The 16,060-nt window shown below is 42.9% G+C and carries 12 protein-coding genes; 6 read left to right on the forward strand and 6 right to left on the reverse strand.

Features of this window, described 5'->3' with window-relative positions; translation table 11 throughout:
• Positions 1–199: 199 nt before the first annotated feature.
• The 3 genes from C2M32_RS10295 to C2M32_RS10305 all read left to right on the forward strand — a co-directional run bounded on the left by C2M32_RS10295 (position 200) and on the right by C2M32_RS10305 (position 3,994).
• A complete protein-coding gene (locus tag C2M32_RS10295; protein ID WP_105168348.1) occupies positions 200–2,233 on the forward strand; it encodes a S9 family peptidase in 2,034 nt (677 codons plus the stop codon).
• A gap of 315 nt (positions 2,234–2,548) precedes the next feature.
• Positions 2,549–3,007, forward strand: a complete 459-nt coding sequence (locus tag C2M32_RS10300; RefSeq protein WP_105168349.1) for an energy transducer TonB — start codon at positions 2,549–2,551, stop codon at positions 3,005–3,007.
• 186 nt (positions 3,008–3,193) lie between these two features.
• On the forward strand, positions 3,194–3,994 hold the full coding sequence (locus C2M32_RS10305) for a UDP-2,3-diacylglucosamine diphosphatase (protein WP_105168350.1): 801 nt from the start codon (positions 3,194–3,196) through the stop codon (positions 3,992–3,994).
• A 43-nt stretch (positions 3,995–4,037) separates the two neighbouring features.
• Here the strand turns inward: C2M32_RS10305 and C2M32_RS10310 are convergent, their stop codons facing one another.
• From C2M32_RS10310 to C2M32_RS10320, 3 genes are read right to left on the reverse strand one after another with little or no spacing between them, the layout of a single operon-like run.
• On the reverse strand, positions 4,038–5,246 hold the full coding sequence (locus C2M32_RS10310) for an ABC transporter permease (RefSeq protein WP_105168351.1): 1,209 nt from the start codon (positions 5,244–5,246) through the stop codon (positions 4,038–4,040).
• Positions 5,239–6,024 carry an ABC transporter ATP-binding protein gene (locus C2M32_RS10315; protein ID WP_105168352.1) on the reverse strand — a complete coding sequence of 262 codons (786 nt, stop codon included), beginning with the start codon at positions 6,022–6,024 and terminating at the stop codon, positions 5,239–5,241. The genes C2M32_RS10310 and C2M32_RS10315 overlap by 8 nt, the downstream gene beginning before the upstream one ends.
• The gene (locus C2M32_RS10320; RefSeq protein ID WP_105168353.1) at positions 5,960–6,832 is read right to left on the reverse strand and encodes a DUF3025 domain-containing protein; all 873 of its coding nucleotides are present in this window, start codon (positions 6,830–6,832) and stop codon (positions 5,960–5,962) included. Before C2M32_RS10320 ends, C2M32_RS10315 begins: the two co-directional genes overlap by 65 nt.
• Positions 6,833–6,981: 149 nt before the next feature.
• On the opposite strand from C2M32_RS10320, the gene C2M32_RS10325 reads away from it, so the two are divergent.
• A complete protein-coding gene (locus C2M32_RS10325; RefSeq protein ID WP_105168354.1) occupies positions 6,982–8,610 on the forward strand; it encodes a M28 family metallopeptidase in 1,629 nt (542 codons plus the stop codon).
• A 198-nt stretch (positions 8,611–8,808) separates the two neighbouring features.
• Positions 8,809–9,828, forward strand: a complete 1,020-nt coding sequence (locus C2M32_RS10330; RefSeq protein WP_234401276.1) for a putative manganese transporter — start codon at positions 8,809–8,811, stop codon at positions 9,826–9,828.
• Between the two features lie 3 nt (positions 9,829–9,831).
• Here the strand turns inward: C2M32_RS10330 and C2M32_RS10335 are convergent, their stop codons facing one another.
• Entirely contained in the window at positions 9,832–10,266 is a 435-nt protein-coding gene (locus C2M32_RS10335) for an AAA family ATPase (RefSeq protein ID WP_105168356.1), read from the reverse strand.
• 317 nt (positions 10,267–10,583) lie between these two features.
• On the opposite strand from C2M32_RS10335, the gene asnS reads away from it, so the two are divergent.
• Positions 10,584–11,981, forward strand: a complete 1,398-nt coding sequence (gene asnS / locus C2M32_RS10340) for an asparagine--tRNA ligase (RefSeq protein ID WP_105168357.1) — start codon at positions 10,584–10,586, stop codon at positions 11,979–11,981.
• Positions 11,982–12,226: 245 nt separating this feature from the next.
• Here asnS and C2M32_RS10345 read toward each other — a convergent pair whose 3' ends face one another.
• Complete coding sequence (locus tag C2M32_RS10345) at positions 12,227–12,895, reverse strand: hypothetical protein (protein WP_105168358.1); 669 nt, start codon at positions 12,893–12,895, stop codon at positions 12,227–12,229.
• 162 nt (positions 12,896–13,057) lie between these two features.
• On the reverse strand, positions 13,058–15,928 hold the full coding sequence (locus tag C2M32_RS10350; protein ID WP_105168359.1) for a TonB-dependent receptor plug domain-containing protein: 2,871 nt from the start codon (positions 15,926–15,928) through the stop codon (positions 13,058–13,060).
• Between the last annotated feature and the right edge of the window lie 132 nt (positions 15,929–16,060).

The following is a 16,060-nucleotide window of genomic DNA, read 5'->3' on the forward strand; positions in this document are numbered from 1 at the left end:
CAAACGCCAATACTGGTTTCAAACCTTTCACTGAGCATCCGCTATTAATCATTTTACAAGCTATCTCGAAAACCCATACTGGTGGCTATTACACATATCCGATTTTTATTTAGCTTTATCGTATCTGGGGTGACATTCTCGTCGAGCTGAATAACTATGTCATATCTATTTGAATAACTGTTTATATGGGAAACTTAATATGTCTTTGAGGTTAAAAACAGCCTTACAGTGCACATTCTTTGCGTGTACTGTGTTGCCAGTATTTGCACAAGCCAGCGAAGGGTTACAAGCAAAGGATATTTTTGAACTAGAGTACGCAAGCGATCCTCAGATCTCACCTAATGGCGAGCAAATTATATATGTTCGAAATTCCAACGACATCATGAAAGACACCAAAAGACAGAACTTATGGCTGGTTGATAGTAGTTCAGGCGTGCAATCTCCCCTATTTTCTGACGAAAATAGTTACAATCAGCCGAGGTGGTCGCCAGATGGAAGCAAAATTGCCTTTGTCAGTAATGTCTCAGGTAGCAATCAAATCCACGTACATTATCTAACACAAAACCGCACAGCTTTGCTTACTCAGAAAGGTTCCGGAGTGAGCGATTTAACTTGGTCACCAGATGGTAAATGGCTCGCATTCAGCCAAAAAGTAGAAGAAAAACCAAGTGTTATCGCCAAAATGCCTCCCCCACCAAAAGGTGCTTCTTGGTCGGAGCCTGCGATAGTAATTGACCGAGCCTACTATCAAGCCGATGGCCGTGGTTTAGTAAAACCCGGCTACCGTCAAATATTTGTATTACCCAGTGAGGGCGGAACTCCCCGCCAGCTTACATCAGGGAATTATCACCATAGCGGTAAATTGGCTTGGCGCGCAGACTCGAAAGGGATTGTTTTCTCCGCAAACCGCGTTAATGATTGGGAATACAAAGGCCTTGAGGGCGATTTATTTGAAGTGGATTTTGACGGTCAAATTACGCAATTAACCACAGCCCCCGGTAAAGAACATTCACCAAGTTTTTCACAAAACGGCAAACAGCTCGTTTATCTAAGCGCATCAGGTGAGCTTAACCCTTATCGTAACCACAAACTAAACATTATGGATTGGCAAACTAAACAAAGCCGACTTGTGGCAAAAGACTTTGACCGTTCCATTCAAGATCCGACTTGGATAGGCAGCGCCAAATTAGCTATTTCATACGATGACCATGGTAAAAAGAAGCTGGCGACTATCACCACAAAAGGAAAAATAACCGACCTCAGCGATAGCCTCTCTGGTACCACATTGGGACGCCCCTATTTGAGTGGCCAGTTTAGTGCTAATTACGATGGGCAAATAGCGTTTACTAAAGGCAGTAGTCAGCGCCCTGCCGATGTCGCACTGGTTACCAACAAGGGAAAAGTAAAACAGCTTACAACATTAAATGAAGATCTACTCGCTCATAAACAACTGGGTAAAGTACACGAAATTACATATGCTTCTTCTTTCGATGGTGAAAAAATTCAGGGCTGGTATATAACCCCACCAAATTTTGACCCTGCCAAGAAGTATCCTTTACTACTTGAGATACATGGCGGACCGCACCTAGCTTATGGCCCTCATTTCTCAGCTGAGTTACAGCGCTATGCAGCCCAAGGGTATGTGGTATTTTATGACAACCATCGAGGCAGCAGCTCTTACGGCGAACGCTTTGCCATGTTATTGAAATATAAATACAGCTCCAAAGAAGACTTTGCCGATCACAACTCTGGCGTAGATGCGATGTTGAGCAAAGGCTTTATTGATGAAAACAACCTGTTTATTGCCGGTGGTTCAGCCGGAGGAATCGCCACCGCCTATGCAATAGGTTTGACCAATCGTTTTAATGCCGCTGTGGTGGTAAAACCCGTTATCAACTGGTTGAGTAAAGTGCTTACCGCCGACAGTGGACTATTACAGATCCCTACACAATTTCCAGGCATGCCGTGGGAACATGTAGATCACTACTGGCAGCGCTCCCCCCTTTCATTGGTAGGCAATGTAACCACCCCAACGATGCTGATGACAGGTGAAGAAGATTTGCGTACACCCATGGCTGAAACAGAACAATTTTATCAGGCATTAAAGCATCGTAAAATTGATTCGGTATTGGTTAAAATCCCCGGTGCACCACATGGCATTGCGGGTAAGCCATCAAGGATGATCAGCAAAATCGAACACACACTCGCATGGTTTGAAAAATATAAAAAATAACCTCAGTCGCCTATAAAAAAAGCCGCGCGATGCGGCTTTTTATCACTTGCAAATAACGACATAGATACAGCATAACTCGCCTCTTGACCCAAGGTTTTGAGCTAACGACACCTCATTGTAAGCAGCAAAAAAGCTTTGCCAATTTTTATTGTTAATAATTATATTTATTGAAATTCTATTTTCAGAGTTCCATGTCAATATGGAGCTATGTCAAACCAGTTCAATCCTTAATTATTCCGTTGACTTCTTTACTGATATAAATATGATCAGTGAAAACATCTTTGTTTTAACAAAAATAAGCTATAAGGATTTAGCATGCATAAGATCGTATCATTACCACTATTGAGCCTTTTTCTAATAGGTGCCTGTTCAACAACTGACACAGCGAAGATCCCACCTAAAGAGCAGGTTAAATACATCGACCTGACCGCCGATGATAATCATAAATTACTTGAAAAGTATTGGGTCTCAAAAATACGAAGAGAACCGATATACCCTATCGATGCCGCTAAGAAAGGCCTATCAGGTTGTGTAGACTTTATTGTAGGTATCAACAGTAACGGCAAATTAAGCACCTATAAAGTACATCAATCTTACCCTCAAGGGGTTTTTGATGAGTATGCGCTTGTAGCGCTTTCCAAGTGGCGCTGGGAGGCTGCAGAGAATAATCATGATAAGCAGCCAGTTCTGACCACTATCCAAATGGATTTTATGATCCAAGGCTCTACAAACAAAATTGATGCAAACAGTCATTGTGGATATTCACACATATAGCATGCGCTGTTTACTCAAGTGACTGTATTCAAGTTCACCATTGCACGAGGTTTGTTGTAAGTTCAACATTAGCTTCGTCAATGGAGCAAAAATAGTCACAACCTTCTCTAATCTGTCGCACTAGTGTCATGGTTTGTTCATCTAAGCGCATTAATTTAGATTTTATTACGCTTGAGGCTACGGACCATGACTACAACGTACTACCCGAGTATATGGATCTCGGATGTTCATCTAGGCTACAAGGATTGCAAAGCCGACTACTTGCTAGATTTCTTGAACAGCACCCGCTGTGATGTACTCTATTTGGTAGGCGATATTGTTGACTTGTGGTCAATGAAGCGTCAATTTTATTGGCAACCTTCTCATTATAAAGTGCTTGAGTGTATCCAAGCAAAAGCCGAATCCGGTACCCGTGTGGTTTATATTCCCGGCAACCACGATGAAACGTTCCGCAACTATGTAGGTAAAAGTTTGTTTAACGTTGAAGTACACAGAACCTATATCCACACCACCTCTTTGGGTAAGAAGTTTCTGTTACTACATGGCGACGACTTTGATTCTGCCACCCGCTATAACAAATTAATCAGTATTGCGGGTGACGCAGCTTACGATTTTTTATTGTTTTTAAACCGCTGGACCAATCGCATACGACGTCTGTATGGTGGCCATTACTGGTCATTAGCATCGTGGCTGAAAAATCGCGTTCACAAGGCACGTGCTGCGATCAATGCATTTGAATCTGCAGCGATTCATGAAGCTAAAAAGCAAGGCGTGGATGGTATTATTTGCGGCCATATCCACCAGCCTGCAATCAAAGTTCAAGACGGGATTGTGTACTGCAATGATGGTGATTGGATAGAGAATTGTACTGCTTTGGTTGAAGATAAAAACGGTCGAATCGAGCTATTGCACTGGTCTGATATTCAACATGTTGTAAACGTAGTTGAATTAAGTGAAGTTAAGTCTGCTGACCCCAAAGCTGCATAACCAATTAGAAAGCGCAAAACAGACTGTTTTGCGCTTTTAGAGCCTATCTAAACAACACTTCTTCTTTTGAGAACCAGTGTACACAAAACGCTAATAACACGACAGCCAAAGCAATTGACGCGATCACTATCATGCTAAGTAGCCCATAATCAACCGTTCCTTTAACGATTTCTTTAATCGCCAACGCGACATTCGTTACTGGGATCACAGCGGTTTTTGCCGTGAGTTCCATATTTGGCATTAAAGACACCACGATGGGTAAAAACACCCCCATACTCAATGGGGCCATATAGTTTTGCGCTTCTTTAAAAGTACGAGCATAAATTGAAATCGCTAATACCAAGGACGAAAATATCGCAGCAATCGGCACAAGCAACGCAAAAATCAGTAAAAAGTCAGTCCCTGTTACAGTTGAAAATACGGATGTCACCGTGTCTAGCCGTACAAAGCTTATCGCCACTGACACCCATAACGCCATACTCAGCACAGTTACTGTTGCACAGGCTAAGGAACTCAGTAACACGGTTAGAAACTTACCTAAGACTAATTGAGTGCGAGTAACTGGGGTTAACAATAGTGTTTCAAGCGTGCCACGTTCTTTTTCACCTGCGCCTAAATCAATTGCAGGATAACTGGCGCCCATTAATACCAGTGGGATCAATAAATAAGGGATCAATGCCCCCAACTTTTCGCCCATGTTTTCACGTTTATCGGCGGTATCAACTTTACTGACTAAAATAGGCTGTACAATGGCTTTTTGCTTTTCTTTTTCAACACCTAATGCCGTTAACGTTTGCTCACGCAGGTTATCTGATAATTCATGTGCCAGCGACCGCAATCTTTCATAGATGAAATTAATACTTTGCGCATCGTTGAATACCATTTGCCAGTTAGCTTGCTTGCCTTCTATTAACGCTTTTTTCGGATCACTATCTAAGTAAATCCCGACATCAATGGTGCCATTTCGTACTGCTTGCTTTAATTCTTCAACGGAAGAAAAGCGCTGATCTCCATCATATTTTTTAAAGCTCTTGTGGTAAAACACACGCTCAGCGTAGTTTTCTCCATGGTGCTCGTTAACTATGTAATAGGTGTGTACTTTCTGTTGCGCATCTAAGGTCGCTTGCGAACTCATAAAAACAACCAATGCCATGATCACCGGAAACACCAACATGGGTAACGCTAAAACGAAGAACAGCGTCTTTTTATCCCTAACCAACTCAAGTAGTTCTTTTTTGAATACCTCAAACATGCCCCACTCCTTGTAACAAATTCAGAAATGCCTGATTGAGCTCCTGGCTTTGGCCTTTAACCTTGAAATTTTCCACGCTGTCGTCAAAACAACTAACGCCTCTATCAATAACACATACCCTGTCACACAACAGCGCCACCTCATCTAAGTGGTGTGTAGAAAAAATAACGGGCGTACCTTTATTTTTTAACTCGCGAATAAAGTTGATTACCGTTTGTGTGGTCATAATGTCCAACCCTGTTGTGGGCTCATCTAACACCACCACATCAGGTTGGTGAACAACGGCTCGGGCAATGTTCGCCTTTTGTTTCATACCTGTTGATAGATGTTCCGCGCGCTTATTCAAAAATGACCCCATATCAAGCACTTCAAATAACTCGTCACAGCGTGTTTTTAGTGCGCGACCCCGTAAACCATGAAGCCGAGCGAAGTATTCTATATTTTCTTTAGCGCTTAACCGTCCATATAAACCCGTCGAGCCAGATAGGAAACCGATTGATTGTCTACCTATGAGCGGCTTGGCTACAACATCTTGACCATTTATATGGATCTGACCGCTGTCTGGTTTAAGTGCCGTCGAGAGCATACGCAATGTAGTGGTTTTACCCGCACCATTGGGACCGAGCAAGCCGAGCACTTCTCCTCGGTTACAAGTAAAACTCACATCTTGTACAGAATGAAAATAACCGTCGCGCTCTCTTTCGTCTGTCGATTTACCCTTTTGTCGATGTGCTTTGGTCAGTTTGAAGCGTTTTTGTAACGCCTTGACTTCTATCATGTGTGTTCCTTCGCTTAGCTCTGAAATAGTCAGTATTGTCGTAAAAATCTGGAGACAGATTATCAGCGAACCAATTTGGTACGCCTAATAAAGGTAAAGGTGATAACTGCGAGTTATCATTCAGTGCTCCATGATTTTCTATCATTGCAACTAACTGTGTGTCTAAAAATGTATATTGTGAGCGCAAATCTAGTGCAAAAAACGCGTCATCAACCTGAACGCATAAAGCTTTTCCCGTCAAACCAATGTATGGTTGAGTCAACATCTCATAATTAGCATGACCGAATATAAAAGCTTTAATTTCTTGATCCCAACTTGCTCGATGAGTAACAAATGCATCTACCCATTGATGGTTTTTAAGTTGTTTAGCAAACTTGTCATTTGTCATAGCTAACACCACACCACATTCATCAAACAGCGTTAATGCGTTTCTGTGTTTACTACGCTGTTTTAAGCCATGTTTGTCGATTTCAACTATATGTTGTTTATTTAACAACGCCTTAGTTTTTGGAAACAAACACCAGATCATAGCGCCAAACAAGTCATGCCAATTTTGCTCTCTAGTCGGCACTTGCCCTGTTTCGTATATGATTTGCTCGTAGTAACGCGTTTCATCTTGTAGCTGTGCATCTGGTACAAATTCTAGGGTGTTTCCCTTGCTGTTTTGAATCACAGTCAACGAATTTAACCACGCAAAAGTAGGCCAATTTGTATGTTCATTTAGTGTGAATATATGGTTTAAGTGCTCAAACGCTCCGCCACTGAGCAATTGTGGGTCGAAGGTTTCAGGCGGCGTAAACTTTTTCATTAATAACTACATAAAAATTCTTTGTGCCAGTTTACCCCATGTTGCTCCAAGCGCCAACGCCCGATCCTGACAACTATCGCAGTTGCTCGAAAGTTATAGTTTTTTATGTTTATACTTATGCGTCTTAACTTAATAACAAAAGAACAGCTATGAAATTAAAAATATCTCTCAGCGCTTTGGCTGTTGCGGTGCTTGCTGGATGTGCAAGTACAACTACTAACACCAACGCTGATGTACAAGCAGCTTATAACAGCATTAATGCTCAGCAACTTGCTCAACATATCAAAACTCTCGCTTCAGACGAATTTGGTGGCCGTGCGCCGTCTTCGAAAGGTGAAGAGTTGACGTTAGCTTATTTAAGCGATCAATTTAAAGCGTTAGGGTTTCAACCCGGTAACGGTGACAGCTTCTTTCAAGAAGTCCCTTTAGTTTCTATCGAAGCTGATGCGAACATGACTTTAGATATTGGTGGTAAAGCATACCAGTACAAAACCGACATGGTAATGGGCACAAGCCGTATCAGTCCACTAGAGTCGATTCAAGATTCAGAATTGGTATTTGTTGGTTATGGCGTAAACGCCCCTGAATACAATTGGAATGATTATGAGGGCTTAGATGTTAAAGGTAAAACCGTCGTTATGCTGGTTAACGATCCCGGTTTTGCAACCAAAGACCCAAGTATGTTTACCGGTGAAGCGATGACCTACTATGGTCGCTGGACCTACAAGTTTGAAGAAGCAAGCCGCCAAGGTGCAGCTGGCGCAATTATAGTTCATGAAACAGCTCCGGCATCTTACCCGTGGAGCGTGGTTGAAAACTCTTGGAGTGGTGAACAATTTGGTTTCCAAAAAGCCAATAACAACATGGACAGAGTTGCTGTTGAAGGCTGGGTCACGGTAGATGTAGCCAAAGAGCTATTCACAAAAGCGGGTCTGGACTTTGACACTGCCAAAGCCAATGCGGCAAAAGGTGCTTATCACGTTGATATGGGTGACTTAACAGCCTCTGTCACCGTTAAAAGTAAAATTAAAACTTCAACGTCTTACAACTTCATCGCCACCCTGCCTGGCAGTGAAAAGCCTGATGAGCACGTGATTTACTCAGCTCACTGGGATCACCTAGGAACAGATAAAAATCGTAAAGGCGACCAAATCTACAATGGTGCGCACGATAACGCTACCGGAACTGGCGGTATGATTGAAGTAGCTGAGGCATTTGCAAAGTTACCAACTCGTCCTGATCGCTCTATTACCTTTTTAGCCGTCACCGCCGAAGAGCAAGGGCTTTTAGGTTCTAAGTTTTATGCTGCGAACCCAGTTATTCCTGCAAACAAGACCGTTGCCAACATCAATATGGACAGCTTAAACCTATTAGGTAAAGTAAAAGACATTAGTGTTGTCGGTATTGGTAAATCATCGTTAGATACTATGCTAGCCGATGCGGCAAAACAGCAAGGTCGCGTTGTTTCTGGCGATCCTAAGCCTGCTTCTGGCGGCTACTACCGCTCTGATCACTTTGCATTTGCCAACATGGGCGTGCCAGCAATGTATGCAGGTGGTGGCACTGAAGCTATTGATGAGCAAACCGCGGATTATCGTAAACGTATGAGCCTAGTATTACGTGGCTGCTATCACCAACCTTGCGACCGTTACCGCGACGAGTGGGACTTAAGCGGTGCCGTGCAAGATTTGCAGCTGTTCTATCAAGTTGGTTACGATATTTCACAGCAATCAGATTGGCCTACTTGGAATGCAACCTCAGAGTTCCAACGCAAATAGATCTAAATGATATTGATTATCATTTAGATCTGAAATATAGTGTAACCTAGTTCCGCTACTGGGTTACGCTATATGTTTTCATCTACTTTAAAGTACAACAATTATTGGCGCTCGCTGGCGCTGCATCAACTTTATAACAAACGCTTAATATTGCCATTTCTACTGTTGTGCACGCTCATCTACTCGCCAACAAGTGTAATGGCGATAACAACACTGGCAGATGCTTTCTTTCAAGTCGCCGTATTTGTTGCTGTGACCTTATATGTCTACCATAAAATCGTTGCTAAGCTTCCCCAACTTGAATTGCAATATTTGCGAGCAAAATCTCCAGCACTTGAGGTTATATTTGCCTCGATACTCGGCGCATTACCTGGCTGCGGAGGTGCAATTATTGTGGTTACTCAATACACCCAACGTCAGGCCAGCTTTGGCTCACTGGTTGCGGTATTAACATCAACCATGGGCGACGCCGCTTTTCTTCTGCTGGCGACACGCCCTCTTGACGGTCTGCTGATCATAACCCTTGGCATCGCAGTGGGTTTTATCTGTGGTTTAGTCGTCAATACCCTCCCCGAGCCCGAGTTTGCTAGCAAGCAACTTAGCAGCGATTACAAAGCAACATCACACAAACAGAATTACTTTCATCGTGTTGCCTATCATATATGGCAACTGATGTTAGCGCCTTGCCTGATAGTGTCGCTATTATTGGCTGCCAACATAGATTTAGGCCCATTTACACAATTCGCTACGATATTTGGCTGTACTATGGCCTTTTTAGGTACCCTTTGTTGGGCATTTGATAACGCAACGACATCGACTGCTAATGCGCAAAATTCAGATAGAATAGATACGTTTACCACGGTGATAAAAGACACCCATTTTGTAAGTGTTTGGGTGATCATCAGCTTTATGCTTTATGAGCTAATAACGATGAGTATGGGGTTTGAGCTGGCTAATTGGTTCAGCGATTACGCCATCTTAGCCCCTTTGATAGCCGTGTTGATTGGCCTAGTGCCTGGCTGTGGTGCGCAGATTTTGGTGACCACACTTTACATACAGGGTGTGATCCCATTCAGTGCATTGGCAGGAAACGCGATTTCTAACGATGGCGATGCGCTATTTCCTGCAATCGCATTAGCACCAAAAGCTGCGCTGTTAGCGACCTGCTATTCTACGATGCCTGCGTTATTGGTCGCTTATACACTTTATTGGTGGTAAGTTTTACCACTCAAAAATATACGCCATTTTGCTAATGGTTCTAAGCGCCACACCATGCGTGTTACGCTTCGCATAAAGGTGCTGCATTGATTTATCTTTTACTTCGCCAACAATGACTTCTTTTACCTGATAGCCCAATGCGCTTGCTGCTGCACTGTAGGCAACAAATTCCCACTTTTTGATGTTGGTATTATCAACGATCACCAGTGGGATCCCTTCGCTCAAGCCATTTATAAAACGAGCTAGATTCAGATTATGAAATTGTGGCAGCTTAAACTTTTCGAAATGATACTCGCCTTCATCATTATAAAAGTAATCATCCGTTGAGCAGATCAAATATTGGCTTTCATCGCCAGCGACTAATTCATCGGCCAGCGTTTGCGCGTAATGTGTCTTACCACATCCGGGTAAGCCCCTTAAAATAAAAACTTGTTTCATCGACAATTAACGTTACCTAAGTCGTGAGAGATCAGCATAAATAAACGCGTATCATGCCACACTTTTAAAATTTAATCATGAATTACATGAACAATGTACGTACACCTATATTCATCCAGCATCAGAGTCACTGGAGATTGCTCAAAAAAAGCACAAAATACGCTTTTGAACGACCAAACACCCATTAACTTGTAAAAGAGTTGCAATTGAGTGTTTTTTTATTGCTTTATCAAAGGTAAGATACGGCTCACGTGCCTGTATAATTTTTACAGGTACAATCGAATAATTATTAGGTAACTTATATCATTGGAGTGAAGATGAGCCACATAGCGATAACGGAGCTACTCAAGGGCACCGTTGCGGTCGACAGCCAGGTAACAGTCAAAGGCTGGATCCGTACACGCCGCGATTCAAAAGCAGGTATTTCTTTCTTAGCCGTTCATGACGGTTCTTGTTTTGATCCTATCCAAGCGGTTGTTCCTAATTCGCTCAATAATTATGATGAAGTTACCCGCTTAACGGCTGGTTGCTCTGTAAAAGTAACAGGCGTGTTAGTACAATCTGAAGGTCAAGGTCAAGCATTCGAAATTCAAGCTAACTCGGTTGAAGTATTAGGTTGGGTCGAAAATCCAGACACGTATCCTATGGCAGCCAAACGTCATAGCATTGAATATTTGCGTGAGCACGCTCACTTACGCCCACGTACTAACGTGATTGGTGCTGTAACGCGTGTACGTAACTGCCTATCTCAGGCAATTCACCGTTTTTTCCACGAGCAAGGTTATATGTGGATCAGTACACCAATTATCACAGCCAGTGACTGTGAAGGTGCTGGTGAAATGTTCCGTGTTTCTACACTAGATATGAATAACCTACCTCGCACAGACAAAGGTGATGTGGATTACAGTGAAGACTTCTTTGGTAAAGAAGCGTTTCTTACCGTATCGGGTCAGCTTAACGGCGAAACATACGCCAGCGCCATGTCAAAGATTTATACTTTTGGTCCAACTTTCCGTGCAGAAAACTCAAATACTTCACGCCACTTGGCTGAGTTTTGGATGGTTGAGCCAGAAGTTGCGTTTGCTGATCTTGAAGACATCGCAAAACTTGCTGAAAACATGCTTAAATATGTATTCAAAGCAGTATTGGAAGAGCGCCGTGACGATATGGAGTTTTTCGCTCAACGTATCGAAAAAACCGCTATTTCACGTTTAGAAGAGTTCGTTGAAAAAGACTTCGCTCAGGTGGATTACACCGATGCTATCGACATTCTTAAAGGTTGCGGTAAGCAGTTCGAGTTCCCTGTTGAGTGGGGTGTTGACCTTCAATCTGAGCATGAGCGTTACTTAGCAGAAGAACACTTCAAAGCCCCTGTGGTTATTAAAAACTACCCACGTGACATCAAAGCTTTCTACATGCGTCAAAACGAAGACGGCAAAACCGTCGCTGCGATGGACGTCGTTGCACCGGGTATCGGTGAAATCATCGGTGGTTCTCAGCGTGAAGAACGTTTAGACGTGTTAGATGCGCGTTTAGAAGAAATGGGCTTAAATAAAGAAGACTACAGTTGGTACCGCGATTTACGTCGATACGGTACAGTACCACATTCAGGGTTTGGTCTTGGTTTTGAGCGCTTAGTTGCCTACGTAACGGGTATGGGTAACGTACGTGACGTTATCGCTTTCCCACGTACTAAAGGCAGTGCGACTTACTAACGAACTCAGGGTTAAATTAAAAAAGAACCAAGGTAATAACCTTGGTTCTTTTTAGCTCAATTTTTAAAATAATTACTGTATTGGCAAGCCTTATAAGTTTAATTACGGCTCGCTTAGTATCAAGTATCTAAATAATTAGCACTGCTTGAATAGCCTATAAAAGTCATTACTAAAAAGAAGTTAGCTAAATATCCTGACCAGCTCCTCAATCTAGGAGATGGGAATTATCTTCGCCAAGGGTAGTATCAAAGGCAAGTGTAATCATTGGGACCGCCAGGACAATTAGCATTAGGTGATGCTTTTACTGTCTTAGACACTTCAGTTACGTAACCATCATTGTCCGTCACTTTAATTCGTACGTTGTAATAAGTTGTACGATCAATACTCATAGCTTCAAGAAAATGTTTGCCAAAGCTAACCCGACGTCCATCAATCCATGCTTCTTTTTTTACAATATGGCCATCAGAATCATCTGCCGACATTCTAACTTCAGTTTGGTATGGTATTTCATAAGTGCTAATGTATGCGTAAGGAGTTTTATCACATACTTCTTTGTAAATGGGCTCTTCATGAGAAAACGGTATACTCGCCACACAACTAACGGCATGTCTTTCTGTGAGAGTTCCACCGGTTATAGATTCTACTTGAATCGTGGCTAAACCAGATATTACAGTTGTAGAGCGGTTGGTTTCCGAAACATCCTGTGAAAGGGTATGAGATCCACGCTTACGGACAAGACTTCCATTTTCATATGTAGCATACCAAAATATACCTGTACATGATGCTGGCCCTGAATATATTTTTTCATATTCAGAAACAACATTCCTGCAATTTGTACTATTACCACCGGCTGCATGTGCGCCAACCGAACCTATAACCAATGATAAGCTAATTGCTTTTAGAGTTGAATTCATTAAGTTTTCCTTACTAAATTGATCTATAAATCCTAAAATACTACTGTGCCTGTATCAGGCAATATTCAAAAGTTTTCACTCCTGAGCAAAGTGTTCAAAAACAAAGAAATACCCAACTAATTGCTGGGTATTTATAAGTTATCTAACTTTATTTGTTAAACTTTAAAAACGCGCTACCCACTCTATTGAGAAGGTACGACCCATTACTGCGGTAGTAACAGGGTATCTCGCGCGGTTAAACCAAGGGCGGCCACCAGTGTAACTTTCATCATTACGCGCTTTTGAATCACGTAGGTTATTAACCCCAAGCTTCACGTTGTGATCATCATTAATCACATAGGTCACACCTAGGTTGTAAACCAGCCAAGGCGCCATGCGCGCTGCTAATGCTCGATGATCATCAGATGGGTTGCGCTCTGGATCTGGATCTTCATAGTTCCAGCTTGAACCTAAGCGTGTTTGTTGCAGTTGAACAATCCAGTTGTCGTTACGCCAGCCAAATTTGTTATCCCAGCGTGAACGGAAATCGTTGTTTAACCAACTGTCACGATATTCTTTGTCTATCTCATCACCAGGGAACTCTTGATTAACAACTTCAAGCACATGGGTATATTTCAAATCGATATCGATTAATCCGTAGTCACCTAAATCGAAGCCCGCTTTAAGGTTCATATCAAAACCAGTTTGTTCACTCAGTGATTGGTTAATATAGGTGGTATGCGCGGTATTCACTGTTAAGCCAACATTAGGCGCAGTAGCATCAAAACGCTTGATACGACTGAGCACATCAGCACATAATGCTTCGTTATCAGATTGGCCATTACGGCAAGCCGCTTCAGTTCTATAGAAGTGATCGGTATCCCAGCTTTCTACTTTATCTTCAATGCGGATACGGTATACATCGGTGATCAAATCAATCTCTTCTGTAATGCTCCACACAAAGCCAAGCGTAGCAGAGTAACCGGTTTCTTCTTTGAGATCTTTGTTACCCGTTCTAGTGCCTTGATAACTTTGACCTTCTTTGAGCCTACCCGCACTGTCCATATCACACTGATAAGTAATGGCGTCGATTTCTGCTTGCGATAAGCCAGTATCTTGGCCCGTCACTATCTGCACACATTTACTCTCCAACCAGTAGTCAGTAAACGGCTGGTAAAAGCCCGATGGCCCAGCGTAAACTTGGTGAATATCTGGCGCCCTAAAGGTTGTACCATAGTTAGCACGTACCAGTAATTCATCTAATGGACGGTACTCTAAACCCAGTTGATAGGTAAATGCGCCATCTACCGCGGTTTCATCGTCATAGTAATCGTAACGACCTGCGATATTAGCCTGTACCTGCTCGGTAATGGGTACTCGGAACTCGACGGCCATACCGTAACGGTCACGCTCACCTTCCCCTTCGGTGCCAGTTAAGCCATTGCCCCAACCCGTGGTCTTATCTAACGTACGTGGGTCCAATTTAATTGAGTAATCTTCTGATGACCACTCAAAGGCCAAGGCAAAATCAACAACACCAGCAGGTAGTTCAAATACAGCGCCTGTCAACGACGCATTAACCGTTGTTACAGACGCATCGGCTCTCGAGTCGTTCACTTCAACAATCGCGTCTCTGCCTTGCGCATCTAATGGTCGCCAGAAACGATCAAAGTCCGCATTAAACTCAACGGTCGTACCCGCAAGCGGTTGCCCTAGGAAGTAATCCATCGCTTTATCTGATGCAATTAGATTTTGATGCTCAAAGTTGTCTGAGGCACTATGAGATATTGACAATTCATAGTTCCAATCATCCAGCACAGTTCCTCTAAAACCTGCCGCAGCATAGAGCATTTCATCCTTAAAGTGTTTGTTTACATCACCCACTTCCTCTTCGGTGAAGGTACGCTGCATAAACAAATAACGGTCATTCGTTGCATCCCACACCCACTGATCGCCAATGGCTATACCTTCTGGTAATCTGTCAGTCCCCCAACTAATACCGTAACCACCACGGTTTTCTGCTTCGCTATCCCAGTAGAGTGCTTCTGCAAAAAACTCATGGTTTGAGTTAAGTTGCCAGCTCAAATTTGTGTATAAAGACAGATGTTCACGGTCATTGATGTATGAACCATCCCCTGTGCTATCGCGCCCACAGTAAAACCCTCTACTCGGTCTTTCAGATAGTTCATAGCCACTCCATTGATCACATACATTCGTGCCAAAGTCTTGAGGATGAACGTATTTAAAATCACCATCAACAACTGTTCCAAGCATGATTGAGCGTGAATTAACTCTCTGATATTCTGGCTCATTTTCAGTTGCAGGACCATCGTTAAAATCATCTAACCAATCACGCTCATAACCACGCAACATATCTTGTTGGCTATACTCAAGCGCATAAGTCAGGCTAAGGTCACCTTCACTTAATCCACCGGTAATTGAGAATTTGTTGCTATCACCGCCACCTTGATCGGTTGTGCTGTGGCGTAAGCGTACTGTGGTATCTTCAACATTGGTTTTGGTGATGATATTAACTACACCTGCAATTGCGTCAGAACCATAAACTGCTGAGCTGCCGCCCGTCAAAATCTCGATTCTTGAGATTGCAGCGGCACTGATAGTCGATAGGTTAAAAACATTGTTTTCGCCATTGAACGCGCGTGGGTAGTTTGCAACGCGACGGCCATTGAGCAATACCAGAGTACGGTTCGCTCCCATACCTCGGAGGTTGACCGTTTCAGCATTCGGTGTGAAGGAGTTAGTATACCCCTGCCCCTGCGTGTCGCCAGTTGCCGATGAAAGCGATTGAATCGCTTCAAATACATTTGCGAAGCCTTTCGCTTCAATGTCTTCTGCAGTCATTACCACAACGGGTGATGGCCCTTCTATTTGCGCACGGCCGATACGTGAACCTGTAGTAACAATGCGTTCGATTTGTTTGTCTTCTTGTACTTCGCTACCGTCGTTTTGGGCAGCAATGACCGTTTGACCAGATAATGCCAGACCACCCATTAAAGCTAGCCTAATCGCATTACATAGCGTTGAGTTGAACATAGATTTCCCCTAAGTTATTTGTAAACACAGTGATAACACACCAAATACTATTTGTTGTTTTTATGGCGCGCATATGGAAACACATTATTAACAGTATGTAAATATTCATTGTCGGATATAAATAAATTTATA

Source organism: Pseudoalteromonas sp. T1lg23B (assembly GCF_002964665.1).
Lineage (GTDB): Bacteria > Pseudomonadota > Gammaproteobacteria > Enterobacterales > Alteromonadaceae > Pseudoalteromonas.